This is a genomic window from Citrobacter sp. LUTT5, assembly GCF_009905315.1.
In the GTDB taxonomy this organism is placed as follows: domain Bacteria; phylum Pseudomonadota; class Gammaproteobacteria; order Enterobacterales; family Enterobacteriaceae; genus Citrobacter; species Citrobacter freundii.
In genome coordinates, this window is sequence record NZ_CP047606.1 from 1,609,198 (window position 1) to 1,629,966 (window position 20,769).

The following is a 20,769-nucleotide window of genomic DNA, read 5'->3' on the forward strand; positions in this document are numbered from 1 at the left end:
TACATAAATAGCGCGAAGCACTGCCGACCACCACGGACCATTTGCAATGGTGAACAATATGACCGACTTAACCGCGCAAGACGCCGCATGGCAAACACGGGATCACCTTGATGACCCGGTCATTGGCGAACTGCGCAACCGTTTTGGGCCGGATGCCTTTACCGTTCAGGCGACTCGCACCGGGGTACCCGTTGTTTGGGTCAAGCGTGAACAATTACTGGAAGTTGGCGATTTCTTAAAGAGACTGCCGAAACCTTACGTCATGCTGTTTGACTTACACGGCATGGACGAACGTCTGCGTACGCACCGCGAAGGGTTACCCGCCGCGGATTTTTCCGTTTTCTATCACCTGATCTCCATTGAACGCAATCGCGATATCATGCTCAAGGTGGCTTTGTCTGAAAACGATCTGCGCGTACCGACTTTCACCAAACTGTTCCCGAACGCCAACTGGTATGAGCGTGAAACCTGGGAAATGTTTGGCATCGATATCGAAGGTCACCCGCACCTGACGCGTCTGCTGATGCCGCATACCTGGGAAGGCCATCCGCTGCGTAAAGACTACCCGGCGCGTGCAACCGAATTCGACCCGTTTGAGCTGACTAAAGCCAAACAGGATCTGGAAATGGAAGCGCTGACCTTCAAACCTGAAGATTGGGGCATGAAGCGTAGCACCGAAAATGAGGACTTCATGTTCCTCAACCTCGGTCCTAACCACCCGTCTTCCCACGGTGCATTCCGTATTGTGCTGCAGCTTGATGGCGAAGAAATCGTCGACTGCGTACCTGACATCGGCTACCACCACCGTGGCGCTGAAAAGATGGGCGAACGTCAGTCCTGGCACAGTTACATTCCGTACACCGACCGTATCGAGTACCTCGGCGGCTGCGTTAACGAAATGCCTTACGTACTGGCGGTTGAGAAACTGGCAGGCATCACCACGCCGGATCGCGTCAACGTGATTCGCGTCATGCTGTCTGAATTGTTCCGTATCAACAGTCATCTGCTGTACATCTCCACGTTCATTCAGGACGTCGGCGCGATGACCCCGGTATTCTTCGCCTTTACTGACCGTCAGAAAATCTACGACGTCGTGGAAGCGATCACCGGTTTCCGTATGCACCCGGCCTGGTTCCGTATCGGCGGTGTGGCACACGATCTGCCGCGCGGTTGGGACAAACTGCTGCGTGATTTCCTCGACTGGATGCCAAAACGTCTGGATTCTTACGAGAAAGCCGCGCTGCGTAACACCATCCTGAAAGGCCGTTCGCAGGGTGTTGCCGCTTACGGTAAGAAAGAAGCGCTGGACTGGGGTTGTACCGGTGCTGCGCTGCGTGCGACCGGTATTGATTTCGACGTGCGTAAAGCGCGTCCGTACTCTGGTTATGAAAACTTTGACTTTGAGGTCCCGGTTGGCGGCGGTGTGTCCGACTGCTATACCCGCGTGATGCTGAAAGTTGAAGAGCTGCGCCAGAGTCTGCGCATCCTTGAGCAGTGCCTCAATAACATGCCGGAAGGCCCGTTCAAAGCGGATCACCCGCTGACGACGCCGCCACCGAAAGAGCGCACGCTGCAACATATCGAAACCCTTATCACCCACTTCCTGCAGGTTTCGTGGGGTCCGGTTATGCCGGCAAACGAGTCCTTCCAGATGGTGGAAGCGACCAAGGGTATCAACAGTTACTACCTGACCAGCGATGGCAGCACCATGAGTTACCGTACCCGTATCCGTACCCCGAGCTATGCGCACCTGCAGCAGATCCCGGTAGCGGTACGTGGCAGCCTGGTGTCCGACCTGATCGTCCATCTGGGTAGTATCGATTTTGTTATGTCAGATGTGGACCGCTAATTATGCACGAGAATCAACAACCACAAACCGAGGCTTTTGAGCTGAGTGCGGCTGAGCGTGAAGCGATTGAGCACGAGAAGCACCACTACGAAGACCCGCGTGCGGCGTCCATTGAAGCGCTGAAAATCGTTCAGAAACAGCGTGGCTGGGTGCCGGATGGGGCGATCTATGCGATCGCTGATGTGCTGGGTATTCCGGCAAGCGACGTAGAAGGTGTTGCTACGTTTTATAGCCAGATCTTCCGCCAGCCGGTAGGTCGCCACGTGATCCGCTATTGCGACAGCGTGGTGTGCCATATCAACGGCTACCAGGGGATCCAGGCCGCGCTTGAGAAAAAACTCAACATCAAGCCGGGGCAGACGACTTTTGATGGTCGCTTTACGCTGCTGCCGACCTGTTGCCTGGGGAACTGCGACAAAGGGCCAAACATGATGATCGATGAGGATACTCACGCTCATCTGACCCCGGAAGGCATTCCCGAACTGCTGGAGCGGTATAAATGAAAGACATTATCCGTACTCCCGAAACCCATCCGCTGACCTGGCGTCTGCGTGATGACAAACAGCCGGTCTGGCTGGACGAATACCGTAGCAAGAACGGCTACGAAGGTGCGCGTAAGGCCCTGACCGGGCTGTCACCGGACGAAATCGTTAATCAGGTAAAAGACGCTGGCCTGAAAGGGCGCGGCGGCGCGGGCTTTTCCACCGGTCTGAAGTGGAGCCTGATGCCGAAAGACGAATCCATGAACATCCGTTACCTGCTGTGTAACGCCGATGAAATGGAGCCGGGCACCTATAAAGACCGTCTGCTGATGGAACAGCTGCCGCACCTGCTGGTGGAAGGCATGCTGATTTCCGCGTTTGCGCTGAAAGCGTACCGTGGTTATATCTTCCTGCGCGGTGAATATATCGAAGCAGCCGTGCATCTGCGTCGCGCGATCGCCGAAGCGACCGAAGCCGGTCTGCTAGGCAAAAACATTATGGGCACCGGTTTCGACTTCGAACTGTTTGTCCACACTGGGGCAGGGCGTTACATCTGCGGTGAAGAAACCGCGCTGATCAACTCCCTCGAAGGTCGCCGTGCTAACCCACGCTCCAAGCCGCCGTTCCCGGCAAGCTCTGGCGCATGGGGTAAGCCGACCTGCGTAAACAACGTCGAAACCCTGTGTAACGTACCGGCTATCCTCGCGAACGGCGTGGAGTGGTACCAGAACATTTCGAAGAGCAAAGACGCGGGCACCAAGCTGATGGGCTTCTCCGGTCGTGTGAAGAACCCTGGCCTGTGGGAACTGCCTTTCGGTACTACCGCGCGTGAGATCCTCGAAGATTACGCGGGTGGCATGCGCGATGGCCTGAAGTTCAAAGCCTGGCAACCTGGCGGCGCGGGGACTGACTTCCTGACCGAAGCACACCTCGATCTGCCGATGGAATTCGAAAGCATTGGTAAAGCAGGTAGCCGTCTGGGCACCGCGCTGGCAATGGCTGTCGATCACGAGATTGGCATGGTTCCTCTGGTGCGTAACCTCGAAGAGTTCTTTGCCCGCGAGTCCTGTGGCTGGTGTACGCCGTGCCGTGATGGTCTGCCGTGGAGTGTGAAAATTCTGCGCGCGCTTGAGCGTGGCGAAGGCCAGCCTGGGGATATCGAGACACTTGAGCAACTGTGTCGTTTCCTCGGCCCGGGTAAAACCTTCTGTGCACACGCACCGGGTGCAGTGGAACCGCTGCAGAGCGCCATTAAATATTTCCGCGAAGAATTCGAAGCTGGCATCAAGCAGACCTTCAGCAATACCCACGCTATTGGTGGTATTCAGCCGAACCTGCTGAAAGAGCGCTGGTGATCACAGGGTTAGCCCTGTGTCGCGATAAGAAATTCGATTAACGCTCGGTTACGACCGAGCCAACTGGAAGCATGCTGACTATGGCTACGATTCATGTAGACGGCAAAGAATATGAGGTCAACGGAGCGGACAACCTGCTGGAAGCTTGTCTGTCTCTTGGCCTTGATATTCCGTACTTTTGCTGGCACCCGGCGCTGGGAAGCGTCGGTGCTTGCCGCCAGTGTGCGGTGAAGCAATATCAGAACGCGGAAGACACGCGTGGTCGCCTGGTGATGTCTTGTATGACACCGGCCACCGAAGGCACCTTTATTTCTATTGATGACGAAGAAGCGAAGCAGTTCCGCGAAAGCGTCGTGGAGTGGTTGATGACTAACCACCCGCACGACTGTCCGGTCTGTGAAGAGGGCGGCAACTGCCACCTGCAGGATATGACCGTCATGACCGGTCACAGCTTCCGTCGCTACCGCTTCACGAAGCGTACTCACCGTAACCAGGACCTGGGGCCGTTCATCTCTCACGAAATGAACCGCTGCATCGCCTGCTATCGCTGTGTACGTTACTACAAAGATTACGCCGATGGTGCGGATCTGGGCGTGTATGGCGCACATGACAACGTCTACTTCGGTCGTCCGGAAGACGGTACGCTCGAAAGCGAATTCTCTGGCAACCTGGTTGAAATTTGTCCAACCGGCGTCTTCACCGATAAAACGCACTCCGAGCGTTATAACCGTAAATGGGACATGCAGTTTGCGCCGAGCATCTGCCAGCAGTGTTCCATCGGCTGTAACACCAGCCCGGGCGAGCGCTACGGTGAACTGCGTCGTATCGAAAACCGTTATAACGGTACCGTTAACCACTACTTCCTCTGCGACCGTGGTCGTTTCGGCTATGGTTACGTGAACCTGAAAGACCGTCCGCGTCAGCCGGTACAGCGTCGTGGCGATGACCTGATCACGCTGAACGCCGAGCAGGCGATGCAGGGCGCGGCAGATATTCTGCGTCAGTCGAAGAAAGTGATTGGTATCGGCTCCCCGCGCGCCAGCGTTGAAAGTAACTTCGCGCTGCGTGAACTGGTCGGTGCGGATAACTTCTATACCGGTATCGCTCAGGGCGAACTGGATCGTCTGCAACTGGCGTTGAGCGTACTGCGTGACGGCGGGATTCATACTCCGGCACTGCGCGAAATCGAATCTTATGATGCGGTTCTGGTGCTGGGCGAAGATGTCACCCAGACCGGCGCACGCGTTGCGCTGGCGGTGCGTCAGGCGGTGAAAGGTAAAGCGCGTGAAATGGCGGCGGCACAGAAAGTGGCTGACTGGCAGATCGCAGCAATCCTTAATATCGGCCAGCGTGCTAAGCATCCGCTATTCGTTACCAACGTCGATAACACCCGTCTGGACGATATCGCCGCTTGGACCTATCGTGCACCGGTTGAAGATCAGGCGCGTTTAGGTTTCGCTATCGCCCACGCGCTGGATAACAACGCGCCGGCGGTTGACGGTATCGACCGTGACCTGCAGAACAAAATTGACGTTATCGTTCAGGCACTAGCCGGGGCGAAGAAACCACTGATTATTTCCGGCACCAACGCCGGTAGCGCCGAAGTGATTCAGGCGGCTGCCAACGTGGCGAAGGCGCTGAAAGGCCGTGGCGCAGAAGTCGGCATCACCATGATTGCTCGCTCGGTTAACAGCATGGGCCTCGGCATGATTGGCGGTGGTTCCCTTGACGATGCGCTGACCGAGCTGGAAACAGGCCGCGCTGACGCCGTTGTGGTGCTGGAAAATGACCTGCATCGCCATGCTTCAGCCGCTCGCGTTGATGCCGCGCTGGCGAAAGCGCCGCTGGTACTGGTCGTTGACCATCAGCGTACGGCAATTATGGAAAACGCCCATCTGGTGCTTTCCGCTGCAAGCTTCGCCGAAAGCGATGGTACGGTGATTAACAACGAAGGCCGCGCCCAGCGTTTCTTCCAGGTCTATGATCCATCCTACTACGACAGCAACACCGTAATGCTGGAAAGCTGGCGCTGGCTGCACTCGCTGCACAGCACCGTGCAGAGCCGTGAAGTGGACTGGACGCAGCTCGACCACGTTATCGACGCAGTCGTTGAGAAGTTGCCGCAGCTGACGGGCATTAAAGATGCCGCGCCGGACGCAAGCTTCCGTATCCGTGGACAGAAGCTGGCGCGTGAACCGCACCGCTACAGTGGGCGTACCGCAATGCGCGCCAACATCAGCGTACACGAACCGCGTCAACCGCAGGACAAAGACACCATGTTCGCTTTCTCTATGGAAGGGAACAACCAGCCGTCTGCACCGCGTTCACAAATTCCGTTTGCCTGGGCTCCGGGCTGGAACTCCCCACAGGCGTGGAACAAGTTCCAGGATGAAGTGGGCGGTAAACTGCGTCATGGCGACCCGGGCGTGCGCCTGATCGAAGCTTCTGCGGATGGTATGGATTACTTCACTACCGTTCCGGCGAGCTTCCAGGCTCAGGATGGTCAGTGGCGTGTCGCGCCGTACTACCATCTGTTTGGTAGTGACGAAATGTCCCAGCGTGCGCCGGTCTTCCAGACCCGTATGCCGCAGCCGTACATCAAACTCAACCCGGCTGATGCCGCGAAGTTGGGTGTTAATGCCGGTACGCGCGTTTCTTTCAGCTACGATGGCAACACGGTTACGCTGCCGGTTGAAATCTCTGAAGGATTAACGGCAGGGCAGGTTGGTTTACCGATGGGCATGCCTGGCATCGCGCCGGTTCTGGCAGGTGCGCGTCTTGAGGATCTGCAGGAGGCACAACAATGAGTTGGATTACACCCGATCTGATTGAGATCCTGCTGAGCATTCTCAAAGCGGTGGTGATCCTGCTGGTGGTGGTCACCTGCGGGGCATTCATGAGCTTTGGCGAACGTCGTCTGCTGGGTCTGTTCCAGAACCGTTACGGACCGAACCGTGTTGGCTGGGGCGGTTCGCTCCAGCTGGTTGCGGACATGATCAAGATGTTCTTTAAAGAAGACTGGATCCCGAAATTCTCGGATCGCGTCATCTTTACCCTGGCACCGATGATCGCCTTCACCTCGCTGCTGCTGGCTTTCGCCATCGTGCCGGTGAGTCCGAACTGGGTGGTTGCTGACCTGAACATCGGGATCCTGTTCTTCCTGATGATGGCGGGCCTCGCGGTATACGCGGTGCTGTTCGCCGGCTGGTCCAGTAACAACAAATACTCCCTGCTCGGTGCGATGCGTGCGTCTGCGCAGACCCTGAGCTACGAGGTGTTCCTCGGACTTTCCCTGATGGGCGTGGTGGCGCAGGCCGGTTCATTTAACATGACCGACATCGTCAACAACCAGGCTGATATCTGGAACGTTATTCCGCAGTTCTTTGGTTTTGTCACCTTTGCCATCGCGGGCGTGGCGGTGTGTCACCGTCACCCGTTTGACCAACCAGAAGCCGAGCAGGAACTGGCCGACGGTTACCACATTGAATATTCCGGTATGAAATTCGGTCTGTTCTTCGTGGGTGAATACATCGGTATCGTCACCATTTCTGCACTGATGGTTACCCTGTTCTTCGGTGGCTGGCATGGCCCGTTCTTACCGCCATTCGTCTGGTTCGCGCTGAAAACCGCGTTCTTCATGATGATGTTCATTTTGATTCGTGCGTCGTTACCGCGTCCTCGTTATGACCAGGTAATGTCCTTCGGCTGGAAAGTCTGTCTGCCGCTGACGCTCGTCAACTTGCTGGTAACGGCGGCTGTCATTCTCTGGCAGGCGCAATAAGGGACACAAAGACCATGACCTTAAAAGAATTGTTCGTAGGTTTCGGCACCCAGGTACGCAGTATCTGGATGATCGGCCTGCATGCGTTCGCGAAACGCGAAACGCAGATGTACCCGGAAGAGCCGGTCTATCTACCGCCCCGTTTTCGTGGTCGTATCGTTCTGACTCGTGATCCAGACGGTGAAGAGCGCTGCGTTGCCTGTAACCTGTGTGCGGTAGCGTGTCCGGTAGGCTGTATCTCTTTGCAAAAAGCAGAGACTAAAGATGGCCGCTGGTATCCGGAGTTTTTCCGCATTAACTTCTCACGCTGCATTTTCTGCGGCCTGTGCGAAGAAGCCTGTCCGACAACGGCTATTCAGCTGACTCCAGATTTCGAGCTGGGTGAGTACAAGCGCCAGGACCTGGTTTACGAGAAAGAGGATCTGCTGATCTCCGGTCCGGGCAAATACCCGGAATATAACTTCTACCGGATGGCAGGTATGGCAATCGACGGCAAAGATAAGGGCGAAGCAGAGAACGAAGCCAAGCCTATCGACGTCAAGAGCCTGTTACCGTAAGGAGAGGGGCAATGGAGTTCGCTTTTTATATCTGTGGCCTGATAGCCATTCTCGCAACCTTGCGGGTGATCACCCACACCAATCCGGTACACGCGCTGCTGTATCTGATTATTTCGCTGCTGGCGATTTCCGGGGTGTTCTTCTCGTTAGGCGCTTACTTCGCCGGTGCGCTGGAAATTATCGTCTACGCGGGCGCTATCATGGTGCTGTTCGTATTCGTGGTAATGATGCTCAACCTCGGTGGTTCTGAAATTGAACAGGAACGCCAGTGGCTGAAACCTCAGGTGTGGATTGGTCCGGCGATTCTGTCGGCCATCATGCTGGTGGTCATTGTTTACGCCATTCTGGGCGTAAACGATCAGGGCATCGACGGGACGCCAATTAGCGCGAAAGCAGTCGGTATTTCCCTGTTCGGACCGTATGTACTGGCGGTCGAACTGGCTTCGATGCTGCTGCTGGCGGGCCTGGTTGTGGCCTTCCACGTGGGGCGCGAAGAGCGTTCAGGTGAAGTGCTGAGCAATCGCACTGATGACCGCGCGAAAAGAAAAACGGAGGAGCACGCATGATCCCCTTACAACATGGACTGATCCTCGCTGCGATTTTATTCGTCCTGGGTTTGACCGGTCTGGTTATCCGTCGCAATCTGCTGTTTATGCTGATCGGGCTGGAAATCATGATTAACGCCTCCGCGCTGGCCTTTGTGGTCGCCGGAAGCTACTGGGGCCAGACCGATGGTCAGGTGATGTACATTCTCGCCATCAGCCTTGCGGCTGCGGAAGCGAGCATTGGACTTGCGCTGTTGCTGCAACTTCATCGCCGTCGCCAGAACCTGAACATCGATTCAGTAAGTGAGATGCGTGGATGAACATGCTTGCCTTAACCATTATTCTGCCATTTATTGGCTTTGTATTACTGGCGTTTTCCCGTGGTCGTTGGTCAGAAAATCTGTCCGCTACCGTGGGTGTCGGGTCGATTGGTCTGGCCGCGCTGGTGACTGCGTTTGTTGGCGTTGATTTCTTTGCCAATGGCCAGCAGGCTTACAGCCAGCCGCTGTGGACCTGGATGTCAGTCGGCGACTTCAACATCGGTTTTAACCTGGTGCTGGATGGCCTGTCGCTGACTATGCTCTCCGTGGTGACCGGCGTTGGTTTCCTGATCCACATGTTCGCCTCCTGGTATATGCGCGGAGAAGAGGGCTATTCTCGTTTCTTCGCCTACACCAACCTGTTTATCGCCAGCATGGTGGTTCTGGTGCTGGCGGATAACCTGCTGCTGATGTACCTCGGCTGGGAAGGCGTGGGCCTGTGCTCCTATCTGCTGATTGGTTTCTACTATACCGATCCGAAGAATGGCGCTGCGGCAATGAAAGCCTTCGTGGTAACCCGTGTTGGTGACGTATTCCTGGCGTTCGCGCTGTTCATCCTCTACAACGAGCTGGGCACGCTGAACTTCCGCGAAATGGTGGAACTGGCGCCTGCGCACTTTGCAGATGGTAACAACATGCTGATGTGGGCAACCCTGATGCTGCTGGGCGGTGCGGTCGGTAAATCTGCGCAGTTGCCGTTGCAAACATGGCTTGCTGATGCGATGGCCGGCCCGACGCCTGTCTCTGCGCTTATCCACGCTGCGACGATGGTTACCGCCGGTGTCTACCTGATTGCACGTACGCACGGCCTGTTCCTGATGACCCCAGAAATCCTGCACCTGGTGGGGATTATCGGTGCCATCACTCTGGTGCTGGCGGGTTTTGCTGCGCTGGTACAGACCGACATCAAACGCGTTCTTGCGTACTCCACCATGAGCCAGATTGGTTATATGTTCCTGGCTCTCGGTGTACAGGCGTGGGATGCGGCGATTTTCCACCTGATGACACACGCCTTCTTTAAAGCGCTGCTGTTCCTGGCATCCGGCTCGGTTATCCTGGCTTGCCACCACGAACAGAACATCTTCAAGATGGGCGGACTGCGTAAGTCAATTCCGCTGGTGTATCTCTGCTTCCTGATCGGTGGCGCGGCGCTGTCGGCTCTGCCGCTGATTACCGCTGGCTTCTTCAGTAAGGATGAGATTCTGGCCGGTGCAATGGCGAATGGTCATATTAATCTGATGGTTGCAGGTCTGGTCGGTGCGTTCATGACCTCTCTGTACACCTTCCGTATGATTTTCATCGTGTTCCACGGTAAAGAACAAATTCACGCTCATGCAGGGAAGGGGATTACCCATCATCTGCCGCTGATTGTGCTGATGATCCTGTCCACCTTCGTTGGCGCGCTGATTGTGCCGCCGCTGCAGGGTGTACTGCCTGCGACGACCGAGCTTGAGCATGGTCGCGTCATGACGCTGGAAATTACCTCCGGTATCGTAGCGATTGCGGGCATCCTGATCGCAGCATGGCTGTGGCTGGGTAAACGCCAGCTTGTGACATCGATTGCCAACAGTGCGCCGGGCCGCCTGCTGGGTACCTGGTGGTATAACGCCTGGGGCTTCGACTGGCTGTACGACAAAGTGTTCGTCAAGCCGTTCCTGGGTGTTGCCTGGTTGCTGAAACGCGATCCGCTCAACTCAATGATGAACATTCCGGCGATCCTTTCCCGCTTTGCAGGTAAAGGCCTGCTGTTGAGCGAGAACGGTTATCTGCGCTGGTATGTGGCATCAATGAGCATCGGCGCCGTCGTTGTGCTGGCACTGTTGATGGTACTGCGTTGAGTTTGAGGATTGTGGGGTTGATGTCGGATGGCGCTGGTGCTTATCCGACCTACGGGAATCTGTAGGCCCGGTAAGCGTTCGCGCCACCGGGCAAAAAAAGCCGCAATCCGAAGTGAATTTTCTGTTTGAGAATTCGTTGAAAATCAGGTCCTGATGGGACTTTAACAAGGAATAAAGATCGCCATGTTACTACCCTGGCTAATATTAATTCCCTTTATCGGTGGCTTCCTGTGCTGGCAGACCGAACGCTTTGGCGTGAAGGTGCCGCGCTGGATCGCGCTGATTACCATGGGATTGACGCTGGCGCTTGGCCTGCAACTGTGGTTGCAGGGCGGCTATTCACTGACGCAATCCGCTGGCATTCCGCAGTGGCAGTCTGAGTTTGTCCTGCCGTGGATCCCACGTTTTGGCATCTCTATTCATCTGGCTATCGACGGTCTGTCGCTGCTGATGGTAGTGCTGACCGGTCTGCTCGGTGTTCTGGCGGTACTTTGCTCCTGGAATGAAATCGAAAAATACCAGGGCTTCTTCCATCTGAACCTGATGTGGATCTTAGGCGGCGTGATCGGCGTGTTCCTTGCCATCGACATGTTCCTGTTCTTCTTCTTCTGGGAAATGATGCTGGTGCCGATGTACTTCCTGATCGCGTTGTGGGGGCATAAAGCCTCTGACGGTAAAACGCGTATCACGGCGGCGACCAAGTTCTTCATTTATACCCAGGCGAGTGGTCTGGTGATGTTGATTGCCATCCTGGCGCTGGTGTTTGTGCACTATAAAGCGACCGGTGTGTGGACCTTCAACTATGAAGAGTTGCTGAATACCCCGATGTCCCACGGTGTGGAATATCTGCTGATGCTGGGCTTCTTCATCGCCTTCGCGGTGAAAATGCCGGTGGTTCCGCTGCACGGCTGGTTGCCGGATGCACACTCCCAGGCGCCGACCGCAGGTTCCGTTGACCTGGCGGGGATTTTGCTGAAAACCGCAGCCTACGGTCTGCTGCGCTTCTCCCTGCCGCTGTTCCCGAACGCGTCGGCGGAGTTTGCACCTATCGCAATGTGGCTGGGCGTTATCGGTATCTTCTACGGCGCGTGGATGGCCTTTAATCAGTACGATATCAAACGCCTGATCGCTTACACCTCCGTATCGCACATGGGCTTCGTACTGATTGCTATCTACACCGGCAGCCAGTTGGCTTACCAGGGTGCGGTTATTCAGATGATCGCGCACGGTCTGTCCGCAGCCGGTCTGTTCATTCTGTGTGGTCAGCTGTACGAACGTCTGCACACGCGTGATATGCGTATGATGGGCGGCCTGTGGGGCAAAATGAAATGGTTGCCTGCGCTGTCAATGTTCTTCGCCGTGTGTACGCTGGGTATGCCTGGTACAGGTAACTTCGTTGGCGAATTTATGATTCTGTTCGGCAGCTACCAGGTGGTTCCGGTCATTACCGTGATCTCGACCTTTGGTCTGGTGTTTGCCTCTGTTTACTCGCTGGCGATGTTGCATCGCGCTTACTTCGGTAAAGCGAAGAGCCAGATTGCCAGTGTTGAACTGCCAGGGATGTCGCTGCGTGAGCTGTTTATCATCCTGTTGCTGGTCGTGCTTCTGGTACTGCTTGGCTTCTATCCGCAGCCGATTCTGGATACCTCGCATTCTGCGATGAGCAACATCCAGCAGTGGTTTGTTAATTCCGTTACTACTACAAGGCCGTAAATCGCCATGACAATAACTCCACAACACCTGATTGCGCTGCTACCGCTGCTGATCGTCGGCTTGACGGTGGTGGTTGTGATGCTCTCCATTGCGTGGCGACGCAATCACTTCCTCAATGCCACGTTATCGGTCATTGGGCTTAACGCCGCGCTGGTTTCGCTCTGGTTTGTTGGCCAGGCGGGCGCCATGGACGTTACCCCGCTGATGCGGGTTGACGGTTTCGCCATGCTCTACACCGGACTGGTGCTGCTGGCCAGTCTTGCCACCTGTACCTTTGCTTACCCGTGGCTGGAAGGCTACGACGACAACCGGGAAGAGTTCTACCTGTTGGTGCTGATTGCCGCACTCGGCGGTATTCTGCTGGCTAACGCTAACCATCTGGCGGCGCTGTTCCTTGGTATTGAGCTGATCTCTCTGCCGCTGTTTGGTCTGGTTGGCTATGCGTTCCGTCAGAAACGTTCGCTGGAAGCCAGTATCAAATACACCATTCTGTCTGCCGCAGCGTCTTCCTTCCTGCTGTTCGGTATGGCGCTGGTGTACGCGCAGTCTGGCAATCTGTCGTTTGTTGCGCTTGGTAAGAGCCTCGGCGACGGCATGCTGCACGAACCGCTGCTGCTGGCGGGCTTCGGTCTGATGATTGTTGGCCTCGGCTTTAAACTTTCGCTGGTTCCGTTCCACCTGTGGACGCCAGACGTTTACCAGGGCGCTCCGGCTCCGGTTTCCACCTTCCTGGCGACGGCGAGCAAAATCGCTATCTTCGGCGTGGTGATGCGTCTGTTCCTGTACGCACCGGTAGGGGATAGCGAAGCGGTACGTATCGTACTGGGCGTGATTGCCTTTGCTTCCATCATCTTCGGTAACCTGATGGCGCTGAGCCAGACCAATATTAAACGTCTGCTCGGTTACTCTTCTATCTCTCATCTCGGTTACCTGCTGGTGGCGCTGATTGCTCTGCAGAGCGGCGAGATGTCGATGGAAGCGGTTGGCGTTTACCTGGCCGGTTACCTGTTCAGCAGCCTCGGCGCGTTCGGTGTGGTCAGCCTGATGTCCAGCCCGTACCGTGGCCCGGATGCGGATTCCCTGTTCTCCTACCGTGGTCTGTTCTGGCATCGTCCGATCCTCGCGGCAGTGATGACGGTAATGATGCTGTCTCTGGCCGGTATCCCGATGACGCTGGGCTTTATCGGTAAGTTCTACGTACTGGCAGTCGGTGTGCAGGCTAACCTGTGGTGGCTGGTTGCCGCTGTGGTGGTCGGTTCGGCGATTGGTTTGTACTACTACCTGCGTGTTGCCGTGAGCCTGTACCTGAGCGCACCGCAACAGCTGAACCGCGATGCGCCGTCTAACTGGCAGTACAGCGCGGGCGGTATCGTAGTGCTGATTTCTGCCCTGCTGGTACTGGTGCTGGGTATTTACCCGCAACCGCTGATCAGCATTGTGCAGTTAGCGACTCCGCTGATGTAAGGCTACATGCAGTAACGAAAAAACCCGCCTCGGCGGGTTTTTTTATGCGTGAAATACGGGTCAGTTCAATAGCTGACGGCTTACCAGCGGACCGCTGATGCCTTTTGCTGTGCGATCCATCACTTCCTGGATCACTGAAGAAAGCTCATTGACTTCGAATTTGGCCACGTAGCCATCCGCTTTTACTCGGCGAACGTGATCTTCGTTCGCACTACCGGAAAGCGAAGAGTGGATAACGACCGGGATCTTCTTCAGGCGTTCGTCGGTTTTTATTTTGCGGGTAAGCGTAAAACCGTCCATCTCCGGCATTTCAAGATCGGTGAGTACCAGGGCGATCTTCTCGCTAATAGGCTTGCCCTCCGCCAGCGCTTCTGCGGAAAGCTGCTGTATTTTTTCCCACGCATCCTGGCCCGTTACATGCATCAGATGCGGGATTTCCATGGCGTTAAGCCCTTTTTCCAGCATTGCGCGGGCCACTTTTGAATCATCTGCCACAATCGCCACCGCACCCGGCGTGATGTTGAATTTATTGGTTTTCAGATCGGTTGCACGCAGGTCGTGGTTCGCCGGTACTATGTCATACAAGATCTGCTCAACGTCGAGCACCAGCGCCAGGTTGTTGGTCTCTTTGTTGTCGTCCAGGCAAGCGATACTGGTGATATAGCGACCATTGACGGCTTTCTCGGCGGTATGCACCTGTTGCCAGTCCAGGCGCATAATGTTTTCCACTGACTCCACCGCAAATGCCTGGACGCTGCGGGCATATTCTGTGATCAACAGGATGTTGAGTCCGGTCTCTGGTTTACAGCCCGCGACGGCGGGCAGGTCAATCACCGGGATCACCTGATCGCGAATATTAACCATACCCAGCAGCGGGGCCTTCATACCAGCCGGACGCGTAAAGGTCGGCATCGGCACGATTTCACGCAGCTTGAATACGTTGATGCCAAATAGCTCTGATTTCTGCTCCTCAACAGATTTGCCGAGGCGAAATAGCAGCAGTTCAAAACGGTTAGACAGGGTTAGGTTTGTCCTGTCATCAATATCTTTCTGGAAATTGTTCATCCTGTCCTCAGTGTGAAAGCCAGCCTTTCCACTGTTATCGGCACTGAGGCGGAAAAATAAAGCGTTAAACGCTGAAAATGGCGAAATCGTGTGCCAGTTCCGTGTCTGGAAAAATCGCTTTGCACTCTTCAAGCAAACGCTGACAGCCTTTTTCATCATAGCGTGAGCTAACGTGGGTCATGATCAGGCGTCCCACTCCGGCATCCAGCGCCAACTGTGCGGCTTGTCGGGTTGAGCTGTGCCCGCGACTGTTCGCTTTCTCCTCCATTGAGGCATCCAGCGTGGTTTCGTGTACCATGACATCTACACCTCGAGCCAGTTCAATGGCGGACGCGCAGGGTCCTGTGTCACCGAAAATAGCGACTGATTTTCCCCTGGTGGCCGGGGCGAGGAAGTCGGCGCCGTGGATCGTACGTCCATCCTCCAGCACGATAGTTTTCCCGGCTTTCAAATCCTGAAACCACGGGCCCGCTTTAACACCTGCCGCCTTCAGGGCGTTAGCGTCAAGCGCACCGGGTTTGTCATGCTCTTGAATACGAAAACCGTAGCACTCCAGCGGATGCGCCAGCGGGTACGCCGTGACTTTACGCAGGCCGTCATCGACAATCTCACCTGCGGTGATTTCCACAATTTCCATCGGATAATCGGTCCAGGAGCCGCTCAGACGTAATGCGGTTTCGGTAAACTCTCGCAACCCTTTTGGCCCGTAAAGCGTCAGAGGCTGGACATTGCCGGCCATTGAGCGACTGCACAGTAGTCCCGGTAAACCAAACAGGTGATCGCCGTGCAGATGGCTGATAAAAATACGATCGAGTTTTCCTGGATTGAAAGGGGTGGTCAGCATCTGATGCTGCGTCCCTTCACCGCAATCAAAAAGCCACAGCCCCGCCTGAGTCGGGTGTTGCAGATTCAGTAAAATTGCCGTTACATTGCGTGAGCGAGTGGGGACTCCCGCTGACGTGCCTAAAAATAGTAATTCCATCTTCGCGTTACACTTTTCGCCATCAATAAGGCAGGGTGTTCAGGTTATCACAACATAGGGGCAGACAATGATTCACTGGCAAGATCTCCACCATGCAAAGCTGAGTACCCAACAACTGTACGCACTACTTCAGTTGCGATGCGCGGTGTTTGTAGTTGAGCAACAGTGTCCGTACCTGGATGTGGATGGCGATGACCTGGTTGGAGAGAATCGCCATATTCTGGGCTGGCATAACGATGAGCTGGTGGCGTATGCGAGGATTCTGAAAAGCGATGACGAGCTGGAGCCGGTGGTGATTGGTCGGGTGATTGTAAGCGAAGCGCTGCGTGGTGAAAAACTGGGGCAACAGCTGATGGCCCAGACGCTGGCATCCTGCGCGCAACACTGGCCACACAAGGCGTTATATCTGGGCGCGCAGGCGCATCTGCAATCGTTCTATGCGCGCTTTGGCTTTGTTCCGGTAACGGATATCTATGACGAAGACGGTATTCCACACGTCGGAATGGCGCGGGAAGCACATCAGGCGTAAACAGGCACAAACAGTCCAGGTTGTCTATAGTTAGCGGGTACGTCAATTGAAAGGGAGAATATAATGTCTTTTCATTCTTATGAATCACGTATCGATGATGATCTGGAATTATTGAGTGAAACGCTGGAAGAGGTGCTGCGTTCTTCTGGCGACCCAGCAGATCAAAAATACCTTGAGTTAAAAGCGCGGGCAGAGCGGGCGTTAGAAGAGGTGAGAAATCGCGTCAGCCATGCTTCTGATAGCTACTATTACCGTGCGAAAAAAGCTGTTTGTCGGGCGGATGACTATGTGCACGAAAAACCCTGGCGCGGGATCGGTGTTGGCGCCACAGTCGGTTTAGTGATGGGATTATTGTTAGCACGGCGATAAATTCCGTTCTGTCATCGCATTTGTACGTACTCCCTAACTGGGGGTACTGCTTTTTCTGCTCAGTACCCCGTATAATGTGAGGTTTTTAACAGGGAGAGGTCCGCGTGCATTCAATCACTACTGCGCTGGAAAGTCTGATGCGTCATTTGTCGCAAGAGTTACCAGCCGCACCTGGAATTCGTATTTACGACATACCTTTCCCACTGAATGATGCGTTTGACGCTTTAGGATGGCTGGCTAGCCAACCCGTCTGGCCCCAGTTTTACTGGCAGCAGCGTAACGGCGACGAAGAGGCTGCCGTACTGGGAGCCGTCGCCGCATTTTCCTCGCTGGAATCAGCTCAGCAGTTTTTACGCCAGCATGATAATCATCCCGACCTGCGTATCTGGGGCCTGAATGCCTTTGAGCCTCAGCGCGGCAATTTGCTGCTGCCGCGGCTGGAGTGGCGACGTTGTGCCGGGGTGGCGAGCTTACGCTTACATCTCTATAGCGACGTATCGCTGCGTGACGACGCCACGCAGGCGGTGGCGTTTATCACCTCGCTTGCCAACGTTAAGCCGCTACCCGCATTGCGTCTCAGTTTGACGGGAGAACAGAACTGGCCAGATAAAGCGGGCTGGACAAATCTGATAAAACTCGCCACGCAAACGATCAATAGGGAAGAACTCGATAAGGTTGTGCTGGCACGGGCGACCGACTTACAGTTTTCTCAGTCGGTTAATGCCGCGGCCGTGATGGCTTCCAGCCGTCGCTTAAACCTGAACTGCTACCATTTCTTTATGGCATTCTCTGCCGACTCCGCTTTTCTTGGCTCTTCCCCTGAGCGTCTGTATCGGCGGCGAGACACGGCGCTGCGCACCGAGGCGCTGGCCGGAACCGTTGCTAACCACCCTGAGGATCATCGCGCCTGGCAGTTGGGTGAATGGCTAATGAAAGATGATAAAAACCAGCGTGAGAATATGCTGGTGGTTGAAGATATTTGCCAGCGCCTGCAAGGCTGTACGCAAACTCTCGACGTGCTGCCGCCACAGGTGCTGAGACTGCGTAAAGTGCAGCACCTGCGCCGTTGCATCTGGACGGAACTGAATCAGGCCGACGATATGCTTTGCCTGATGCAACTCCAGCCCACGGCGGCTGTCGCCGGTATTCCGCGAGAGCTGGCGCGTGAATTCATCCAACAAAATGAACCCTTTGAACGTGAGTGGTATGCCGGTTCTGCGGGTTATCTTTCACGGCACCAAAGTGAGTTTTGCGTGTCACTACGTTCGGCGAAAATTAGCGCAAACGTGGTGCGCCTGTATGCCGGGGCAGGGATCGTACGTGGTTCAGATCCTGAGCAGGAATGGCAAGAAATAGACAACAAAGCGGCGGGTTTACGTACTTTATTACAGATGGAAGCCTAATGAGTCACACATTACCGACTCATATCAAAAATCCATTTATTCGATTCTTTATACTGTGTCGCAATATTGATACCGGACAATCTCATGTCAGTAAGCGCATTTAACCGACGCTGGGCGGCGGTCATTCTGGAAGCACTCACTCGCCACGGCGTCAGGCATGTCTGCATTGCCCCTGGCTCTCGTTCTACACCGTTGACGCTGGCGGCAGCGGAAAACCCCGCATTCATCCACCACACCCATTTTGACGAGCGTGGTCTTGGGCATCTGGCCTTAGGTCTGGCAAAAGTTAGCCGTCAGCCTGTCGCCGTGATTGTGACGTCCGGTACCGCGGTGGCGAATTTATATCCCGCGTTGATTGAAGCGGGCCTGACCGGTGAAAAACTAATTTTACTTACGGCAGACCGACCGCCAGAGCTTATCGACTGTGGCGCGAACCAGGCGATTCGTCAGGCCGGAATGTTTGCCTCGCATCCATCGCAAACGCTCTCTTTACCGCGTCCGACTCAGGACATTCCGGCAAGCTGGCTGGTGTCCACTATTGATAATGCGTTAGCAACCCTGCATAGCGGGGCGGCTCATATCAATTGCCCGTTTGCGGAACCGCTGTATGGCGATATGGACGAAACGGGGATTGCCTGGCAGCAGCGCCTCGGCGACTGGTGGCAGGACGATAAACCCTGGCTGCGAGAAGCGCGTCGGCTGGAAAGCGACAAACAGCGCGACTGGTTTTTCTGGCGACAAAAACGCGGCGTAGTCATTGCGGGCCGCATGAGCGCAGAAGAAGGTAAGAAGGTTGCGCAGTGGGCGCAGACGTTAGGCTGGCCGCTGATTGGTGATGTTCTGTCGCAAACCGGACAACCGCTGCCGTGCGCCGACCTGTGGCTGGGAAATGCGAAAGCGGTAGCTGAGTTACAGCAGGCGCAGATTGTGGTGCAGCTTGGTAGCAGCCTGACCGGAAAACGACTCCTGCAATGGCAGGCTAACTGCGATCCGCAGGAATACTGGATTGTCGATAATATCGAAGGCCGCCTCGATCCGGCTCACCATCGTGGCCGCAGGCTGGTGGCGAAAGTTGGCGACTGGCTGGAGCTGCATCCGGCGGAGAAACGTCAGCCCTGGTACGTGGAAATCCCTCGCCTGGCACAACTGGCCTGGCAGGCGGTAGAAGCCCGTCGTGAGGCGTTTGGTGAAGCGCAATTAGCCCACCGTATTCGCGAATACTTGCCGGAGCAGGGGCAGCTGTTCGTGGGTAACAGTCTGGTGGTACGCCTGATTGATGCGCTGTCGCAGCTTCCGGCTGGTTACCCGGTCTATAGCAACCGTGGCGCGAGCGGTATTGACGGCCTGCTGTCAACGGCAGCAGGTGTACAGCGTGCCAGCGCGAAATCGACGCTGGCGATTGTTGGCGATTTATCTGCATTGTATGACCTGAATGCGCTGGCGTTATTGCGCCAGGTTTCTGCACCGTTTGTCCTGATAGTGGTCAACAATAACGGCGGACAGATTTTTTCTCTGCTGCCGACGCCAGCGAGCGAACGCGAACGGTTCTATCTGATGCCGCAGAACGTACATTTCGAGCATGCTGCCGCCATGTTTAACCTTAAATACCAGCGCCCGGAAAACTGGGAGCAACTGGAGAGCGCGTTGACTAACGCCTGGCGTACTCCTGCGGCCACGGTGATTGAGCTGGTGGTGAATGAAACTGACGGCGCGCAAACCTTGCAGCAACTGCTGGCGCAGGTAAGTCATCTATGATCCTGCATGCGCAGGCGAAAGAGGGCCAGACGGGATTTCCCTGGCTGGTTTTCCTGCACGGTTTTTCTGGCGATTGTCGGGAATGGCAGACGGTCGGCGAAGCGTTTCAGGATTATTCGCGGCTATACATTGATCTGCCGGGACACGGTGGCTCCGCTGACATCAGCGTGAGCGGATTCGATGACGTAAACGTTTTGCTGCGTAACACTCTATTTAGTTACAACATACTCAAATACTGGCTGGTGGGATACTCTCTTGGTGGCAGAGTCGCGATGATGGCGGCCTGTCAGGAGATGCCAGGGCTTTGTGGTCTGGTGGTTGAAGGTGGACATCCAGGCTTGCAAGGCGAAGAGGCGCGCGTTCAGCGTCGTCTCTCGGATGGCCGCTGGGCTGCGCGTTTTCGCGCAGAGCCGCTACGTGAGGTGTTTAATGACTGGTATCTACAGCCCGTTTTTTCCTCGCTGAACACGGCACAAAGAGAGGCGCTGGTCGCTCTGCGTAGCCAGAATAATGGGCAAACGCTGGCGGCAATGCTGGAGGCCACCTCGCTTGCCGTACAACCTGATTTACGTGCGCAACTCACGACGCGCACATTTCCGTTTTATTATTTATGTGGTGAACGTGACGATAAATTCCGCGCTCTGGCGGCGGAAATATCAGTACCAAACCATGTGATTCGTAATGCCGGACACAACGCGCATCGGGACAACCCCGCGGGTGTAGTGGACTGTCTGGCTCAGATTCTGCGTCGCTGACTATAGG

At 55.4% G+C, this 20,769-nt stretch carries 18 protein-coding genes; 16 read left to right on the forward strand and 2 right to left on the reverse strand.

Annotation, left to right across the window (positions count from 1 at the left end; all coding sequences use genetic code 11):
• Nucleotides 1–46: 46 nt before the first annotated feature.
• The 11 genes from nuoC (at nt 47) to nuoN (ending at nt 13,904) form a co-directional block, all read left to right on the forward strand.
• Complete coding sequence (gene nuoC / locus GUC46_RS07590) at nt 47–1,849, forward strand: NADH-quinone oxidoreductase subunit C/D (protein ID WP_003028072.1); 1,803 nt, start codon at nt 47–49, stop codon at nt 1,847–1,849.
• 2 nt (nt 1,850–1,851) lie between these two features.
• The gene (gene nuoE / locus GUC46_RS07595) at nt 1,852–2,352 is read left to right on the forward strand and encodes an NADH-quinone oxidoreductase subunit NuoE (protein WP_003028069.1); all 501 of its coding nucleotides are present in this window, start codon (nt 1,852–1,854) and stop codon (nt 2,350–2,352) included.
• On the forward strand, nt 2,349–3,686 hold the full coding sequence (gene nuoF, locus GUC46_RS07600; RefSeq protein ID WP_003839356.1) for an NADH-quinone oxidoreductase subunit NuoF: 1,338 nt from the start codon (nt 2,349–2,351) through the stop codon (nt 3,684–3,686). The genes nuoE and nuoF overlap by 4 nt, the downstream gene beginning before the upstream one ends.
• An 80-nt stretch (nt 3,687–3,766) precedes the next feature.
• Nucleotides 3,767–6,493, forward strand: a complete 2,727-nt coding sequence (gene nuoG / locus GUC46_RS07605) for an NADH-quinone oxidoreductase subunit NuoG (RefSeq protein WP_061550093.1) — start codon at nt 3,767–3,769, stop codon at nt 6,491–6,493.
• A complete protein-coding gene (nuoH, locus tag GUC46_RS07610) occupies nt 6,490–7,467 on the forward strand; it encodes an NADH-quinone oxidoreductase subunit NuoH (RefSeq protein ID WP_003028063.1) in 978 nt (325 codons plus the stop codon). The genes nuoG and nuoH overlap by 4 nt, the downstream gene beginning before the upstream one ends.
• 14 nt (nt 7,468–7,481) lie before the next feature.
• Nucleotides 7,482–8,024 (forward strand): NADH-quinone oxidoreductase subunit NuoI, encoded by a 543-nt coding sequence (gene nuoI / locus GUC46_RS07615; protein ID WP_003028062.1) that lies wholly within the window; start codon nt 7,482–7,484, stop codon nt 8,022–8,024.
• An 11-nt stretch (nt 8,025–8,035) separates the two neighbouring features.
• Nucleotides 8,036–8,590: an NADH-quinone oxidoreductase subunit J gene (gene nuoJ / locus GUC46_RS07620; protein WP_003028059.1), complete on the forward strand. Its 555-nt coding sequence runs from the start codon at nt 8,036–8,038 to the stop codon at nt 8,588–8,590.
• Complete coding sequence (gene nuoK / locus GUC46_RS07625; RefSeq protein WP_000612644.1) at nt 8,587–8,889, forward strand: NADH-quinone oxidoreductase subunit NuoK; 303 nt, start codon at nt 8,587–8,589, stop codon at nt 8,887–8,889. Before nuoJ ends, nuoK begins: the two co-directional genes overlap by 4 nt.
• Nucleotides 8,886–10,727, forward strand: coding sequence for an NADH-quinone oxidoreductase subunit L (nuoL, locus tag GUC46_RS07630; protein WP_003027695.1), 1,842 nt, complete (start codon nt 8,886–8,888; stop codon nt 10,725–10,727). The genes nuoK and nuoL overlap by 4 nt, the downstream gene beginning before the upstream one ends.
• Nucleotides 10,728–10,910: 183 nt before the next feature.
• The gene (nuoM, locus tag GUC46_RS07635; protein WP_003027692.1) at nt 10,911–12,440 is read left to right on the forward strand and encodes an NADH-quinone oxidoreductase subunit M; all 1,530 of its coding nucleotides are present in this window, start codon (nt 10,911–10,913) and stop codon (nt 12,438–12,440) included.
• Between the two features lie 6 nt (nt 12,441–12,446).
• Nucleotides 12,447–13,904 (forward strand): NADH-quinone oxidoreductase subunit NuoN, encoded by a 1,458-nt coding sequence (gene nuoN, locus GUC46_RS07640; protein ID WP_003027689.1) that lies wholly within the window; start codon nt 12,447–12,449, stop codon nt 13,902–13,904.
• Between the two features lie 60 nt (nt 13,905–13,964).
• Here the strand turns inward: nuoN and GUC46_RS07645 are convergent, their stop codons facing one another.
• Both GUC46_RS07645 and rbn read right to left on the reverse strand, forming a co-directional pair.
• A complete protein-coding gene (locus tag GUC46_RS07645) occupies nt 13,965–14,969 on the reverse strand; it encodes a chemotaxis protein (protein ID WP_003839364.1) in 1,005 nt (334 codons plus the stop codon).
• A 64-nt stretch (nt 14,970–15,033) separates the two neighbouring features.
• A complete protein-coding gene (rbn, locus tag GUC46_RS07650; protein WP_032949697.1) occupies nt 15,034–15,951 on the reverse strand; it encodes a ribonuclease BN in 918 nt (305 codons plus the stop codon).
• Nucleotides 15,952–16,018: 67 nt separating this feature from the next.
• Here rbn and GUC46_RS07655 point away from each other — a divergent pair, with 67 nt between their 5' ends.
• The 5 genes from GUC46_RS07655 (at nt 16,019) to menH (ending at nt 20,762) form a co-directional block, all read left to right on the forward strand.
• Nucleotides 16,019–16,480 (forward strand): GNAT family N-acetyltransferase, encoded by a 462-nt coding sequence (locus GUC46_RS07655; protein WP_003845092.1) that lies wholly within the window; start codon nt 16,019–16,021, stop codon nt 16,478–16,480.
• A 63-nt stretch (nt 16,481–16,543) separates the two neighbouring features.
• Nucleotides 16,544–16,849 carry a stress response protein ElaB gene (gene elaB, locus GUC46_RS07660; RefSeq protein ID WP_003027683.1) on the forward strand — a complete coding sequence of 102 codons (306 nt, stop codon included), beginning with the start codon at nt 16,544–16,546 and terminating at the stop codon, nt 16,847–16,849.
• Nucleotides 16,850–16,953: 104 nt separating this feature from the next.
• Entirely contained in the window at nt 16,954–18,252 is a 1,299-nt protein-coding gene (menF, locus tag GUC46_RS07665; RefSeq protein WP_160179999.1) for an isochorismate synthase MenF, read from the forward strand.
• An 84-nt stretch (nt 18,253–18,336) separates the two neighbouring features.
• Complete coding sequence (gene menD / locus GUC46_RS07670) at nt 18,337–20,007, forward strand: 2-succinyl-5-enolpyruvyl-6-hydroxy-3-cyclohexene-1-carboxylic-acid synthase (RefSeq protein WP_130714487.1); 1,671 nt, start codon at nt 18,337–18,339, stop codon at nt 20,005–20,007.
• Nucleotides 20,004–20,762: a 2-succinyl-6-hydroxy-2,4-cyclohexadiene-1-carboxylate synthase gene (gene menH, locus GUC46_RS07675; protein WP_088903242.1), complete on the forward strand. Its 759-nt coding sequence runs from the start codon at nt 20,004–20,006 to the stop codon at nt 20,760–20,762. The genes menD and menH overlap by 4 nt, the downstream gene beginning before the upstream one ends.
• The last annotated feature ends 7 nt before the right edge of the window (nt 20,763–20,769 follow it).